General features: G+C 30.4%; 17 protein-coding genes. 7 read left to right on the forward strand and 10 right to left on the reverse strand.

Features of this window, described 5'->3' with window-relative positions; genetic code table 11:
* Positions 1–696 (reverse strand): class I SAM-dependent methyltransferase, encoded by a 696-nt coding sequence (locus LG649_RS11820; protein ID WP_226544017.1) that lies wholly within the window; start codon positions 694–696, stop codon positions 1–3.
* Positions 697–769: 73 nt separating this feature from the next.
* On the opposite strand from LG649_RS11820, the gene LG649_RS11825 reads away from it, so the two are divergent.
* The 3 genes from LG649_RS11825 to LG649_RS11835 are packed head-to-tail and all read left to right on the forward strand — an operon-like array spanning position 770 to position 2,986.
* The gene (locus LG649_RS11825) at positions 770–1,261 is read left to right on the forward strand and encodes a YkgJ family cysteine cluster protein (protein WP_226544037.1); all 492 of its coding nucleotides are present in this window, start codon (positions 770–772) and stop codon (positions 1,259–1,261) included.
* Positions 1,262–1,289: 28 nt separating this feature from the next.
* Positions 1,290–2,123 (forward strand): sterol desaturase family protein, encoded by an 834-nt coding sequence (locus LG649_RS11830; RefSeq protein ID WP_226544018.1) that lies wholly within the window; start codon positions 1,290–1,292, stop codon positions 2,121–2,123.
* Positions 2,124–2,125: 2 nt separating this feature from the next.
* Positions 2,126–2,986 (forward strand): glycerophosphodiester phosphodiesterase family protein, encoded by an 861-nt coding sequence (locus LG649_RS11835; RefSeq protein WP_226544019.1) that lies wholly within the window; start codon positions 2,126–2,128, stop codon positions 2,984–2,986.
* Here the strand turns inward: LG649_RS11835 and LG649_RS11840 are convergent.
* Together LG649_RS11840 and LG649_RS11845 are read right to left on the reverse strand one after the other, a co-directional pair.
* Positions 2,983–4,062: a serine hydrolase domain-containing protein gene (locus LG649_RS11840; protein ID WP_226544020.1), complete on the reverse strand. Its 1,080-nt coding sequence runs from the start codon at positions 4,060–4,062 to the stop codon at positions 2,983–2,985. The two genes, LG649_RS11835 and LG649_RS11840, sit on opposite strands and share 4 nt — an antisense overlap.
* Positions 4,063–4,081: 19 nt before the next feature.
* A complete protein-coding gene (locus tag LG649_RS11845; protein WP_226544021.1) occupies positions 4,082–5,326 on the reverse strand; it encodes an exo-beta-N-acetylmuramidase NamZ family protein in 1,245 nt (414 codons plus the stop codon).
* 10 nt (positions 5,327–5,336) lie between these two features.
* Here LG649_RS11845 and LG649_RS11850 point away from each other — a divergent pair, with 10 nt between their 5' ends.
* The 3 genes from LG649_RS11850 to LG649_RS11860 all read left to right on the forward strand — a co-directional run bounded on the left by LG649_RS11850 (position 5,337) and on the right by LG649_RS11860 (position 8,308).
* On the forward strand, positions 5,337–6,572 hold the full coding sequence (locus LG649_RS11850) for an ABC transporter permease (RefSeq protein ID WP_226544038.1): 1,236 nt from the start codon (positions 5,337–5,339) through the stop codon (positions 6,570–6,572).
* A gap of 220 nt (positions 6,573–6,792) precedes the next feature.
* Positions 6,793–7,551 carry a peroxide stress protein YaaA gene (yaaA, locus tag LG649_RS11855; RefSeq protein WP_226544022.1) on the forward strand — a complete coding sequence of 253 codons (759 nt, stop codon included), beginning with the start codon at positions 6,793–6,795 and terminating at the stop codon, positions 7,549–7,551.
* A 79-nt stretch (positions 7,552–7,630) separates the two neighbouring features.
* On the forward strand, positions 7,631–8,308 hold the full coding sequence (locus tag LG649_RS11860; protein ID WP_226544023.1) for a hypothetical protein: 678 nt from the start codon (positions 7,631–7,633) through the stop codon (positions 8,306–8,308).
* Here the strand turns inward: LG649_RS11860 and LG649_RS11865 are convergent, their stop codons facing one another.
* Positions 8,309–8,443, reverse strand: a complete 135-nt coding sequence (locus tag LG649_RS11865) for a 30S ribosomal protein THX (RefSeq protein ID WP_226544024.1) — start codon at positions 8,441–8,443, stop codon at positions 8,309–8,311.
* Between the two features lie 63 nt (positions 8,444–8,506).
* Between LG649_RS11865 and LG649_RS11870 the strand changes: the two genes are divergently transcribed.
* Complete coding sequence (locus LG649_RS11870; RefSeq protein ID WP_226544025.1) at positions 8,507–9,238, forward strand: uracil-DNA glycosylase family protein; 732 nt, start codon at positions 8,507–8,509, stop codon at positions 9,236–9,238.
* A 778-nt stretch (positions 9,239–10,016) separates the two neighbouring features.
* On the opposite strand, the gene LG649_RS11875 is transcribed toward LG649_RS11870, so the two are convergent.
* From LG649_RS11875 to LG649_RS11900, 6 genes are all read right to left on the reverse strand, one after another.
* On the reverse strand, positions 10,017–10,385 hold the full coding sequence (locus LG649_RS11875; RefSeq protein ID WP_317197662.1) for a DoxX family protein: 369 nt from the start codon (positions 10,383–10,385) through the stop codon (positions 10,017–10,019).
* A gap of 144 nt (positions 10,386–10,529) precedes the next feature.
* Complete coding sequence (locus LG649_RS11880; protein ID WP_226544027.1) at positions 10,530–11,096, reverse strand: Crp/Fnr family transcriptional regulator; 567 nt, start codon at positions 11,094–11,096, stop codon at positions 10,530–10,532.
* Between the two features lie 155 nt (positions 11,097–11,251).
* Positions 11,252–12,331, reverse strand: coding sequence for a family 16 glycoside hydrolase (locus LG649_RS11885; RefSeq protein WP_226544028.1), 1,080 nt, complete (start codon positions 12,329–12,331; stop codon positions 11,252–11,254).
* Positions 12,332–12,394: 63 nt separating this feature from the next.
* A complete protein-coding gene (locus tag LG649_RS11890; RefSeq protein ID WP_226544029.1) occupies positions 12,395–13,270 on the reverse strand; it encodes an AraC family transcriptional regulator in 876 nt (291 codons plus the stop codon).
* A gap of 346 nt (positions 13,271–13,616) precedes the next feature.
* Positions 13,617–14,375 carry an acyltransferase family protein gene (locus LG649_RS11895; RefSeq protein WP_226544030.1) on the reverse strand — a complete coding sequence of 253 codons (759 nt, stop codon included), beginning with the start codon at positions 14,373–14,375 and terminating at the stop codon, positions 13,617–13,619.
* A 143-nt stretch (positions 14,376–14,518) separates the two neighbouring features.
* A complete protein-coding gene (locus LG649_RS11900) occupies positions 14,519–15,007 on the reverse strand; it encodes a hypothetical protein (RefSeq protein ID WP_226544031.1) in 489 nt (162 codons plus the stop codon).
* Positions 15,008–15,214: the final 207 nt, after the last annotated feature.

Raw genomic sequence — 15,214 nt, forward strand, 5'->3', positions numbered from 1 at the left:
TTAGTATAAACGTGCTAAATAATCGTAATGCTCGCCTTCAAGAACTAGTTCACAATTTAGGCCAACAGTTTCGCAGGCTAACTTTAAGGTGTCAAAATCAAGATACAACCATTTCATTGGGGTTTCTTTTTCACCTTTATAGCTTAAAAAATAATCGAGTTCACCGTAGTAACTAGCATTCATGTCTTGCCAATAGCCACCATCGTCATCTAAATACATGTATTTAATATCAGACGAATCAATTAAAATTTGCCCGTTAGTGTTTAGCAAACTTTTTAAATGCGTTAAGTATTTGGAAACTTGAGTAAGTTCTTGAAAAATTCCGGTACCATTCATTAATAATAAAACGGTATCAAATGTTTCGGTTTCGTTTAAAATATTTAAAACTTCGGCATTTTTTACACCGCGTATTTTTGAAACTTCAATCGCACCTTCCGATACATCGATAGCTTTCACATTTATACCTTTTTGCTGCAAATGCAAACTATGGTTTCCTGCACCACAACCAACATCTAATACCTTGCCTTTACTCAATTTTAAGGCTTGTTGTTCGAGTTTAGGCATTTCAGAATAGTTTCTAAATAAATAGGGTAGCGGCAATTCATCTTCATCAGAAATACTTGTAGAAGTAATAATATCTTCGGTATAATTTCCGTTTTGGTAATCTAGTAAAGCTTTTCCGAAAAGGTCTTTCAAATTCAAAATTCAAGTATTAAAATACAAAGTTAGTTTGCTTTTAGTAGTTTTGCTAAAATTTTAAATTTTGAGTATTCAACCTAAAATAGAAGACCTTCCAAAGCTCGCCAAAGATAAGCATAACGAAAACAAAAAGTTCTTTGCAAAGCTTAAAAAAAAGCCACCAAAGAATTTAGATTATGTGATGCAAGAGCTACATGAAGAGGAATTTGAGCGTACCGATTGCCTACAATGTGCCAATTGTTGTAAAACAACTGGTCCACTCTTTACAGATAAAGATATTGAGCGTATTGCTAAACATTTTAAAATGAAACAGCAACAGTTTATAGATCAATATTTAAGAATTGACGAAGAAAATGACTATGTACTGCAAAGTGTGCCATGTACGTTTTTAGATGCCGATAATTACTGCCTTATTTACGATGTGCGCCCAAAAGCATGCCGAGAGTTTCCGCATACCGACCGGAAAAAATTTCAGCAAATAACCAACTTAACTTTAAAAAATGTGGCTATTTGTCCGGCAGCTTTTAACATAGTTGAAGCCATGAAACAAAGGATAAAATAGTTATATTTAAAAACTAAACTAAATTACTTTGGAAGCATTATTAAACTATTTCGAGACTATACCATCTCATCACAGAGCTATTATTTTAATTGGAGGCCTAACTTTTTTCTGGGTTTTAGAAGGCATAATGCCGTTATTTGGTAAGCCCTATAAAAAATGGAAACACGCTATTCCTAACATATTTTTTACCTTAACAACAGTAGTTGTAAACTTACCATTGGCGTTTTTACTTTTAAAATCGGCCGACTGGGTTACGCAAAATAACTTTGGTATTCTTAACTGGTTGCCCGAAATGCCCTTGTGGCTATACGCACTTTTAGGTATATTTTTAATAGACTTTATTGGAGCATATTTACCGCATTTAATTGAGCATAAAACCAAGTTGTTATGGAAAGTGCATTTAGTACACCATACCGACCACAATGTAGATACAACTACAGCAAACAGACACCACCCTTTAGAAAGTTTAATACGTTATTTGTTTACGTTAGCAGGTGTTTTTATTATTGGAACACCTATTGCTATTGTGTTTTTATATCAATCGTTATCTGTTGTGGCAACTCAATTTAATCATGCCAACATAAAATTACCAAGAAAAATAGATGATTGGCTAAGCTACGTTATTGTTTCTCCCGATATGCACAAAGTACATCACCATTACAGGCTACCTTTTACAGACTCTAACTACGGAAATATTTTTTCGGTTTGGGATAGGCTTTTTGGAACTTTCATGAAGCTAGATCGCGATAAAATTGTTTACGGCGTAGATGTTTTTCCAGATGAAGCGGCCAATAGCAACATAAAAACCTTATTAGTACAGCCTTTTAAAAAGTACGAGCAGCAAACCTTAAAACCAGATTAGTTTTGAAGTATTTAAGTGGTTTAATTTTAGCAATAGTTGTAGTGAGTTGTAATTCAAAAAATATCGACATTCAAGGCCATCGTGGTTGCCGCGGATTAATGCCAGAAAACACCTTGCCGGCATTTAAAAAAGCCATAGAATTAGGCGTAAATACTTTAGAACTTGATGTAGCAGTAAGTCACGATGGCGTTGTTGTTGTGTCTCACGAACCATTTTTAAGCCGAGTTATTTGTTTAGATATTGAAGGAAACCCAATTCCGGAGGAAGATGATATGAAGTATAATTTATATCAAATGACTTTTGATAGTATTAAGCAATTTGATTGCGGATTAAAAATGCATCCACGATTTCCAGAGCAAGAAAAATTGAAAGCTTATAAACCATCGTTAGATGAGGTTTTTAAAATGGCAAAACAATTAAATCCTGAAATTAAATTTAATATTGAAATAAAAGCAAAACCAAATTTTGATGAAGTTTTTACGCCAAAACCAAAAGAATTTGTGGCCCTTGTTTTAAAAGTGATTGAAGCTAATAACGCTTTCGCGGAAACTAACTTGCAAAGTTTCGATTTACGGGTTTTAGAGGAAATTAAAAAACAATCGCCAAAAATGAAAGTTGCTATTTTAATTGATGAAGATGAAAACATTACAACAAAACTTAATAGTTTAAGTTACAAACCCGAAATTATTAGTCCGTATTACAAGCTTTTAAATACTAATAATGTTGAAGCTTTTAAACGTGAAAACTACAAAGTAATTCCGTGGACGGTTAATAGTTTAGAAAGCATGGAAACCATGATTAATTACAAAGTAGATGGTATAATTACAGATTACCCGAATGTACTATTAAATATGTTAAACTAATTAATAAAAAGTGCTTCTAATTGATTCCCTAAATCGTAAACAGGAACGTTAGACAAATTAGTAACAATAGAAATAACAACCTCTTCTTCTGGGTAAATTAAAAGTAAGGTTGATGCGCCAACACCACCACCAGAATGTCCAAATCTGGGTGTTTTGTTTTTAGATAAATCTACCGAAAAACCTACGCCGTAATGTGTATTTTTTCCAGAATCTAAAATTTGAGGTGTTAACAATTCACTTAAAACAGTTTTAGAAATTAATGTTGGATGTATTATTTCGTTTCCAAATTTAATTAAATCTTCAGATGTTGAAATAAAACCACCTCCAGCAGCTTTAAATTCATTGCAAACAGGGCTGCCCAATTCAATTTTACCATTTTCATTTTTTCTGTAAAATAGCGTTCTATTAGGTATATCAGTATTACAATAGTCTAAGCTTGTGTTTAGCATTTTTAGCGGACTAAAAATGACGTTTTTCGTATAAGTATCAAAAGGTGTTTTTGCAACCGTTTGCGTAACTTCGCTAAGTAAGTTCCAGCCATATGTGCTGTATTTGTAGTTGCTTTGTGGCTTAAAAAGTAAGGTGTCGTTTTTAAAAATATCTATACCTTGAGTAATAGTTAATGGTTCGTTTAACAAAAACTCATTATTTTTATAATGCCTAATTCCTGCCGTATGCCCTCCAACTTGCCTTATAGTAAAATCGTATTTCTTTTTTGGGTAAGTAGGTAAATAGGCGTACACGCTAGAATCTAAATCTATAAGTTTAGCATCAATTAAAGTGGCCATACAAACAGCCGAAATAGGTTTTGAAATACTAGCAATTCTAAATTGAGTTTCGTCTGGTTTTACCTTAATTTTTTTAGCAATATTGGCATAACCAAAACCTTCCGACCAAATTATGTCACCATGTTTTGCTACGGTAATGGCCATTCCAGGAATACGCTCATTAATTAAAAAGTTGGTAGCAAAATCTTTTGGTGTTTCGGGGTTTGCTTTTATGGTGGCAACCGAACTTTTACACGAACTGCCCCAAACCAATGTGTAAAGCAGCGCTAGTATAGCTATTTTTTTCATTAAATTTTATTTTAAGAGCTTAGTCGTATAACAAATAATTTTCTCTAATTTTTTTAAAGGTTTTTAAATTATCTTGCCACGAGTTTTTAATTTCGGCTTCGCTTAAACCAGCTTCAATTTGTTGTTTTAAATTTTCTGTTCCTGCTAGTTTTACAAAAAAGTTATTAAAAAATTTAGTTTTATCTGTAGAGTTATTGTAAGCCTCAATTAACCAGTTTAAGTTTAACGTTGTTAAGTTTTTTGTTGAGGTTAAATCGCTTCCGTAGCATACTTCATTTTTATGTTTAGGATATTTTGCACCTTCATTTGGCTGGGGTGTAAATTGAAACGTAAAGACTTCAGTATTTAAAAATGGGCTACCAAATATTTGAAATTGCGTTTCTGTGCCACGTCCGGCGCTAACATTGGTACCTTCAAAAAAACATAAGCTAGGATAAAGGTTAATAGCTTTATCGTTTGGTAAATTAGGGCTTGGTTTTATAGGTAAACTATATGCTTTTTTATGGTTGTAATGCTTCATGTTAATAATGGTTAACTCACATTCAATATTGTTTTTTAGCCATTTTTCACCATTAATCATTTGTGCATATTCGCCAATAGTCATGCCATGAACAACCGGAATAGGATGCATCCCAACAAAACTTTGGTGTTTTGTTTCTAAAACAGGGCCATCAATATAATGCCCATTTGGGTTAGGTCTATCAAAAATTATAACAGGAATATTAGCTTCGGCGCAAGCTTCCATAACATAGTGCAGTGTAGAAATATAAGTGTAAAAACGGGCGCCAACATCTTGTATATCGAAAATAACAACATCTAAATCGTTTAATTGTTCTGGTTTTGGCTTTTTGTTGCTGCCATAAAGCGAAACAATAGGTAATCCGGTTTTAGTATCAAAACCATCTTTTACAACCTCGCCAGCATCAGCTTTTCCACGAAAACCATGTTCTGGCGCAAAAACCTTTTTTACGTTTAATTTTAAAGAAACTAGAGAATCTATTAAATGAACATATTTAGTTTCATTTTTAAAAATTACAGAAGTTTGGTTGGCTACAATACCAACACGTTTATTTTGCAATAAAGGTAAATACAGCTCGGTTTGGTTGGCGCCAATAACAATATTGGTGTCAGTTACAACTTGTTTTAAAGGTGTTACATCGGCCGAAACTCTATCCTGTTTTACTTTAGATCCGCAGGAAATTAACATCACAAACCCGAGAACAATAGAGAATAAAACAGTATTTTTGAAAACTTTAAAAGGCATCATATATATTTTGAATTACGAGTTTTTTATAGCAAAACGCTTAATTGGTAGTAAAGCGTATAAAAGTAGTATTTCGGCGCCAATAATAAAAATTGGTATAGCTGCAATAGCTATAGGTATTGTGGTTATGATGATTGCCATAGCTACAGGTATAGGGCTTCAACAAAAAATTAGAGATAAAGTTGTAGCCTTTAACGGGCATATAACTATAAGTAATTACGATAGTAATAACTCGCAAGAAAGTGTATTTCCAATTTCAAAAAATCAAGAATTTTATCCAGAGTTTAAATCTGTAGACGGTATAGCCCATGTGCAGGGTGTTGCAACAAAATTTGGTGTAATTAGAACCGAAACAGATTTTGAAGGTGTAGTTTATAAAGGCGTAGGAGAAGACTATAATTGGCAATATTTTAAAGAGTTTTTAATAGATGGCGTATTACCAAACTTGCAAAAAAAATGGAGTGAAGAAGTTTTAATCTCGGAGTATTTAGCCAATAGACTAGGTTTTAAAGTAGGAGACGAGTTTCAAATGGTGTTTGCAAAAAACGACCCAGAAAAGTTACCAAACTATGTAAAATGTAAAGTTGTAGGCGTTTACAGTTCGGGATTTCAAGATTTAGATAAGCAGTTTTTAATCGGGAATTTACGTCATATACAAAGACTAAATAAATGGGAAACCGACCAAATTGGCAACTTTGAAGTTTTTATAAACGATTTTTCAAAAATCGATAGAAAAGGCATAGAAGTTTACCAAAACACACCATCAACCTTAAATACAGAAACTGTAACAAACAAATTCGCATCAATTTTCGAGTGGATAAGTATTTTCGATAAAAACATTTATGGCATAATAGGAATCATGATTTTAGTAGCCGGTATAAACATGATAACCGCACTACTCGTTTTAATTCTAGAACGCACACAAATGATAGGCGTTTTAAAAGCCCTAGGTAGTAACAATTGGAGCATACGTAAGCTATTTCTATACAACGCATCCTATTTAATTTTACTCGGTTTATTTTGGGGTAATTTAATCGGTTTGGCGGTATTATTATCTCAAAAATACTTTAAAATTTTTCCTCTAGACCCAAGTGTTTATTACGTTACCGAAGCTCCAGTTTTTATAAGTGTAGGTTACATAATTGCATTAAATGTTGGCACCTTAATATTATGTTTAATTATGCTTTTAGTGCCATCTTATTTAATTACAAAAATATCTCCAGTAAAAGCCATACGATTTACTTAAATAATTTGGGCATTACCCTAAAGGGTCGGGCTTTCGGTAGTCGCTACCTCCTGCGTCGGTGAGCTCCAACAATACCTCAATCCCTAATGCGAATAGTTAAACCTTATAGTAAAGGCTTAGCAATAAATTAAACTTATATTGATATTGTAAATAATATTGAAGAAGCTATATAAAAGCAAGCAAGTAATTGTAAATTTGAATATCAAAAAAAGAAAGAATTATGAAGCTTGTACTATCACCCGCTAAATCTTTAGATTTTGAAAGCGAATTACCAATACAAAACTTTACAGAAGCACAGTTTTTAAAACAATCAGAACGTTTAAATAAAGAGTTAAAAAAGAAATCTGCCAAAAAATTATCAGACCTAATGAGTATTTCAGATGCATTAGGACAATTAAATTACGAACGTAATCAAGCCTGGGAATTACCTTTTACAGCAGAAAATGCACGACCTGCAGCATATGCATTTAATGGCGATGTTTATAAAGGCTTAAACGCCTATACCATACCAACAGAAAAAATAGATACTTTTAAAAACACAGTGCGCATTTTATCTGGCCTTTACGGTATATTAAAACCAACCGATTTAATACAACCTTACCGCCTAGAAATGGGAACTAAAATGCCAGTTGGTACTAAAAAGAATTTATACGAATTCTGGAAAAAAGATATTACCAACGCCTTAAACGATGAGTTAGAAGATGGCGAATTATTTTTAAACCTAGCCAGTAACGAATACTTTAAAGCTATAGATAGAAAAGCATTAAAAACGCCAATTATTTCAGCAAATTTTAAAGATTTTAAAAACGGGCAATACAAAGTAATTTCGTTTTACGCCAAAGAAGCACGCGGATTAATGGCGAGATATATTGTAGATACCAACGCTAAAACTGTTGAAGATTTAAAAGGGTTTAATTACGAAGGTTACGGATTTAGCGAAGAAATGTCAAAAGAAAACGATTTGGTTTTTATCAGGTAGTTTATTTTCGTAATATTACGAAAAACACAGTATGTATTATTACCTTATTTTACTACTTCAAGGCTATTGCATATACCATATGTACAAAAATAGAATTCCCTATTATTGGATTTTTCTAATTTTATTTTTGCCTGTGGTTGGTTGTATTATTTATTTAATAACCCAAGTTTACAATAAGCGTGATGCAGAAAAAATTACTTCTGAAATAACAACCATAATTAACCCTACAAAAAAAATTAAAGATTTAGAAAATAAACTAGAATTTTCTGAAACTTACCAAAATAGAATAGATCTTGCCGATGCTTTTTTAGAAACTAAAGATTATAGCAATGCCATTAAGCATTACAAAGAAACTTTAAAAGATAAATCGCAAAATAATTTTTATGCAACAACCCAATTAATAAAAGCATATGTTGGTATTCAAGATTTTGAAAATGTAATTTTTTATGCAGAAAAAATAAAAGACCACAGTGAGTTTAAAAAATCTAGATCGCAGTATTACTATGGTATGGCGCTTAAACAATTAAATAAAATTGAAGAAGCAGAATATAATTTAAAAGCTATAGATATAAGGTATTCGTTTTACGAAGAACGATTAGCTCTGGCTAAATTTTTATTAGAAATAAAAAAAGAAACCGAAGCTAAAGACGTATTAAATGAAATTTTTAATGAATCGCGGCATATGACTAAGACTAACAAACGCTTATACAGGTCAACCATATCAGAAGTTCAAAAATTATTAAAAGAATTAAATTAATTATTTAGGCGTAGCTTTTCCCGTTACGCTTATTTTTTTCTCTACAGAAGGCTTCTTTTTTATTCTAGGTCGTCTTGCACCAAAAGTACCTCGGTTAATTTTACCACGTTTTGTTTTTTTATCTCCTTTTCCCATTTTATTACTATATTTTTGTTTATTATAAACTACAAAAAATAACAACGCAAGTCAAGTTTATTCGTGTTTAAACACAAGCATCCATACGAGCCATTTATACTACCCGATACCGAAAAACTTATTGTAGGTACATTGCCGCCACCACGATTTTCTACAGGAGCACTTTTAGAAAAAGATGTCGATTTTTGCTACGGAAGTTATTACAATTCCCTTTGGTTATTTATTGATAAAATTCATAAGCTAAATTTGAGATATGATAATTCTAACGAAGCCGTACAACAGCGTAAAAACTTTTTAATACAACATAAAATTGGTGTTTGCGATATCGTTGCTAGTTGCGAACGCGAAAAAATTGATGCTTCAGATTTGGGAATGAAAAATATCAAACTTCGCAATATTGTGGGTTATTTAAAACAATTCCCAAATGTAAATACACTGCTCTTTACCGGCGGAAATAGTAAAAATGGCCCCGAATATTTCTTCAGAAAACATTTAAAAACATATGGTTTAAAACTAAAGCTAGTAAATAACGAAGTGCCGCGAATTCACCAATTCAATCTACCTGTAATTGTGAGTGAAGGGAAGCAATCTGCAAAAAAAGAAAATGTCATTTCGAGCGCAGTCGAAGAATCTTATCAAAAACCACGTAAAATAAAAACCGTTTCGTTAACCTCAAGCTCAGGAGCTGCTAATATTTCAATAAGCAGAATACCTCTGTACCGTCAATTAAAAGCCAAAAATCCTAATTTTAATACTTTCGATTTTCGAGTCCTTCAGTATAGTGAGTTTTTTTAGAACTTTTAATGCATAAATATTACGCATAAGTTGTTGTTATTCTATTAGGTTTTTAATGTTAAAGAACAAAAAATGCCTACTGTAAGTTTAGCTGCCATGAAACTTTTTCCGTTTTCAGATAGTTTTTCAAACAGGTTTTTAAGTTCATTTTTACATTCAGTGTAATTAACAACCGCAAGTGTAAAATCTCATTCGTGAATAGGAAGGCTGTCGCTGCACATAAATTGTTTTCCGTTAAGGTTAAAAGAGGCGAGCATAATCTTTCCTTCTTCAACAAAAGCTTCTTTTCATCATCGCTTAACATTTATAAGCTTCAAATTATAGAATAAAGTTAAATAAAAATTAATTGCTTGTTCGGCATTGTTTTTTTAAAATGTTAGAAACGTAGTTATTTGATGTTTTATTTCAACCTTATCTTTAATGAGTATGCTTTTAAGCTGTCATTTTCAAATTTTTATTGAGTATTTTGGCAAACTTCATTACCAGTTTTCGCGTACCAGTTTTCAGATTCAGAATTTAAAATTCAGAGTTGAGTGTACAATCGGTGTATTGCTTTGATCAAATTTCGATTTATAATTCTGTCGTATTCCACAACTCATGAGTGATTACGTAGCTGTTTTTTGTAGCGGCTTCGGCTAGTATTGGTGCGGGAGTTAATAAGCAATTAATTTCTAGCCAAATCAAAAGATTTCGCGACTTTATAAAACTACACTAAACTTTGGGCTAAAGGCAAAAATCCGTATTAATTATAACCAATGTTAGCTGCTAAGCTTTGTATTTAAATTCTGATGCTACTAGCATAAGTCCAAATAATAAACAATATTTGTAAAGGTATGCGAAACCATAAATACACAAGACCGTTACCGTTAAAGGTTCCGTTTTGGTAATTCACATGGTTAATGGCTGCATAGACATTAGCAGGTAACAGTAATAGAAGAAAGATTATAAGCGTCCATCCAGATATAGTTTTTAGTTTAGGAATTAATAAACCAATTGCTAATAGAATTTCAAAGATTCCTGTAAGGTAAACAAATGATGATTTAAAGGGAATAACTTTAGGAATCATCATAGACATTCCTTTTGTAAATGCAAAATGTCCAATAGCTGTAAATACAAGCATTATTGCCATTGCAAGTCTTCCTGACAAGATAAAATCATACTCCTTATTCATAATTTTTATGACAAACAAAGAGATTAGAAAGCTTAATAAAAGTACAATTAAAGGTTTCATGTTTTTTAATTATTAAATGACAAAGGTCTACAAATACTCAATGAAAATAATTAACTCAAGTTAAGTAATACGTTTTCTTATCCTACTTAATGATTGTGGAGTAACACCAATATATGAAGCAATATATTTTAATGGAATGTGTTTTATTAATTGTGGTCTTTCTGAGAATAGATTTAAATACCTTTCTTCTGCCGTCTTATTTAATAAAGAAAGTTCTCTTTGTGATTTTATCAAATACATAGTTTCAGCCATCTTTCTTCCAATAAGGTTTCCATTATTTGTTTTTTGATAGACCTCTTGTAAATCTTTATTAGAAATTTGCCATAATATAGTATCCGTCAACGTTTCAATTTCGTATTCAGAAGGAGTTTGTGTTAAAAGAGAATCATAGGCGGTTACGAATTCATTTTCAAATAAAAAACCAAACGTTAAATCTGATGCTTCTTTGGGTATATAAAAACGAATCACTCCCTTAGAAATAAAAGATAGGTGTTTTTCTATTTTTCCTAATTTCAAGATTGTTGTATTTTTTTCAAATCTCACTTTTTTTAATTTAGAGGAGAAAAAATACCAATCAGAATCGCTCATAGGAGAAATATTATTAATAAACTTTCTGATTTCGTTCATTTGAGAATTCTTGCTTGGGTCTGAGTTTTGGTATCTGGTTCGTTGAGTGGTTTAGCATGTAATTTAGCAAATAAAAACTGAATAGAATATTCCGCAGGAATATTTGTAAACAGGCTAGAACTAGAAATAAAATATATGCATTGTTGTAAAACATATTATTCAAATTTGCCAATTAAGCCCCAACCATTTGCTTTGTCAATAATTACACAATGAAGTGTATTTGTACCTTTTTTTAAGTTTAAATATAATTTGTTAGTATTAATATCTATATGTCCTTGATATTGTATTCCTTTAGACCTAAATGCGTTATTACCTTTAAAAATGGCTGTTCCGTTTAGATAGACGATTATTTTATCACTATAATCAAAAGAAAATAGTATCGTTTTGTTGCTATTAGATTCAATATTAGTTGAAGCTACGGCATAGACTTCTGTATTTTTTTCGAAGTTGCCAGCTGATGGTTTTTTAATAAATTTTGACAATGGAAGTAAACCTGATTTTTCGGTTAATACAGTTGTATATTTCTCTTTTAAAAAGCTGCTGAAGTTTAATTTTTCTTCAACAACTGGAAACCCTTTTGTAATATTCCATTGTGATATAATGTTAGGTTTTATGTTATTTTGAGTATTTGTTTTATTTTGATTAATAACATCTTTATTGGTAAATCTAAAATTTGAAAATCTATTATTAAATAATGCAAATAGACCAATTTCTCCTTTATTATGTGTTGTTCTAAGATTATCTATGGTAAGCACTTTTTCATCATTTACAAAAATAGTTGCATTTTTACCGTTTATTTCAATGCGTAAGGTATTCCAGCCTTTAGTTTTAAAGTTAACATTAGCTTGGTATTCTTTATATAATTGCCAGGTTAATTCTTCATTATAAGTTGGCGAATATTGTAAAGCATCTGCTTGATTTGATTTATGAAGTCTCATATAAACTTCCTCCATAGTATTTTGTTGCTTTCTAAAAATAATACCTGCAAAACTCCTTTTATTGTTGGCATAAACATCAACTTCAATAGTTCCATTTGAAAATTCATTGTTTTTCAAAAAAGCTTTACCATTTAAAAGAAGTGTTTCTCTATTGTCAAATGTTTCAAAAGAAGATGTTCCTTTAGGTATATGCCAATTTGAAGCATTCATTGGAATGACCTTAGTTTTATTTTGTGCTTGAGATAATTGCAAGCTAATTAGGATAACAAATAAATTGAAATAGAATAAATTTTTCATAGTATTATTGATTTTTTAATACTTGCAAAGATTGAGTTTTACTCTTGTTTAGAATATATCGTTTTATGATAAATTACTATCGTTTTGGTAATTTAAGCGATACATACTAGGCGTAGTTCCTTCAAGTCTATTAAAAAATCGTGTAAGATTATTGGCTTCACTAAAATTTAAAGCGTCAGCAATTTCAGAAATAGTTTTATTGGAATACCGTAACTCCATTTTAATTTCTTGTAGCAATCTAAAATGAATAATTTCTTTGGAAGTGCATCCAAAGTACACTTTAATAACCTTGTTTAAGTGTTGTCTAGAAATATTAAGTAGCTTACAATACTCATCTACAGAATGAAATTTTCGGATATTTAATTCTAACATTTCCTTAAATCTGTAAACTGCAGAACTGCCATGTGTTTTATCTGAAATTTTGTAATGTTTTGAAAATAATCTGTTTAACTTTGATAAATAGAAATACAAAAGAGACCTGATAATATGAAGGCTATCATTTTGGAAATTTGCTATTTCAGATATAATTTCATCTAGCGCAAATTGAATTTTATGATATTCATTTTTTGTTAGTTGCAAGTATTGCGGATACTTTGAATTATAAAAATATTGAAGTCTATATACAAAAAGTTTATCATCAAAAAAACTAGACAAGAAATCGTTTTGAAAAACAAGATGAAAACCTTTAATGTCAAAAAGCTCTATTTTACAGCTTTTTTTTTGGTAAGGAGAAATAAAAAATAAAGAGTTTTCTTCAATATTTAAACTATGGCCATTTAAGTTAATATGTCCTTTAGCTTTTTCGAAAATAAAAATTTCAAAAAAGTCGGTAGTATGTGGAGATTCTTCAAAAAATACATTAGGATTTGTTTCGAATCTATGTAAGTCCATTTTAAGTTCAAATCCATATTTTTCTTTTTCAAAATGAAATGTTCGCAAATCTTAATTATTTTTTAGTTTTATATACTTAACAACGTATTTGTATGAGATTAGTTGCGCTTAAAATTTGCAGGATTTTAAGATTAAGAAACTAAGGTAAGACATTTGCGAGGGTTTTCCGAAAGGAAAATCAGAAGCAATTAACCTTATAAGGTGTTGCAAAATTCATCGACACGACAGGCTGCTTGCGCTCTTCACTTTGTCTGCATCAAATTTGAAAAACTCGTATTTTTGGTTTTTAGAATATTCTAAAGGTATTAATTATGAGTAGCTGCTTGGTTTATAGGTAAGTATACTCTAAAATGAAAATCCGCGAGGATTTTCAGAAGTAGATAAGAACAAGCTATTACTTATATCCATTTTTAGGCAATGTTTTTATTCCTGTTTTTCGTTTAATATTTACTTTATTTTTCAAATTCAAAAAAAAACTTTCGTAATATTTAAATGAAAAATGTGACACAATAATTGTAATAAAAATTATACAAATATTGATTATTATTATATCTAAAGTATTTTGAAAACCAAGTTTTGAAATCACTTTTAAATAAAATAATCCAACCAATTGCATAACTATTGCGTGATACATATATATTCCGTAGGATATTTTACCAAGGTGATTCATTACCTTATTCTCAAGTGCTTTAATTGGTTTTATGGCTAAAATGGAAATCGTCAAACCAAATAAGATGAAACTAAAAAGATTGTAAAATAATGGATTAAAGTTATTTGTAAATATTTCTGTTGTAAAATATGCTATAAATATTAATAGTGTTGGATACCTTAATTTTTTAATTAAAGTTTGAAAAAGTCTATGATTATAAATAATAGAACATAAACCGCCAAACGAAAAATAAAAGAAAAGCATTTTGTATCTTTTTAGGAAAACCAAATATTCTGAAAAGTATAATAAAAAATATATGGAAGTAAACATGCTTAAAAACAATACTATTCTTTTTAATGGTAGAAATAGGAATAATGGGGCAATAAATAAATAGAACTGTTCTTCAATGCCAATAGACCATAAAATTTCTAATATCCCACCAGGAGAATAATTACTAAATATATTGGGAAAAAAAGTGACTGATAATAATATTCCAGATAACAAATGTTAGTTGCGTGGTTAAGCAACTAAGTTAGCAAACTTTTACGAACTCGAGAAAATTCCGCAGGAATTTTCGCAAGTAAGCACTTAAAAAGCAATTAATTATACACGGTGTTGTGCATTGCAGTTAAATATCCTTTAAATATCTATATTCCGTAATGCTTGTTCATTTTGCTTTTGATTTCAGATAAATCAATTCCTTTCTTTTCAGTATATTCAATTAAATCCAATTCAATTTTAATTTGTAATTTGTTAGCTTTTAATGATATGTCTTTTGTTTTTTTAGATAGTTTTTTAAAGAAAGAATCTGACAGGAATTCATCTTTGTTTTCTATAAGACTTTCATGAATAAGCCAGTTTCTTTCTTTTAGTAAATCACTCAATTCAATCATTAAAGATTCAGGAATCAAGGCTTCTTTTTTCGCAATATTTATCGCTCTACCAAAAGTATAAAACCGTTGTTTTTTTAAAAGATTGTCCGCTTCTTTCTTTTGAGAAGGCTCTGTTTTTTTGATAATAATCGAGTGACTCAAGGCATCTTCGATAATTTGCACAGCACAAAGAGCTTCTCCTAAACAGCAATAGAGGAACATTTCTTTTTCAGAGGCTTTTTTAAATTTAATTTTTTCAATCATATAGAGTTATCTTAATGATAAATAATTTAATAATAAAAACTAAATATATTTCTGATTTTAATATAAGATATTTCGTGCACTCAATGTTCTAACGCAACAAAGCGTTTTTAATTTTTAGTGTTACTAAGCTACATTTTTTTCTTCAAATTCGAGTATTTCTTTAGGAGTTTTATACCCTATTATTTTCCTAGGTTTATTGTTTAGTTT

Source organism: Neotamlana laminarinivorans, assembly GCF_020523925.1.
Lineage (GTDB): Bacteria > Bacteroidota > Bacteroidia > Flavobacteriales > Flavobacteriaceae > Neotamlana > Neotamlana laminarinivorans.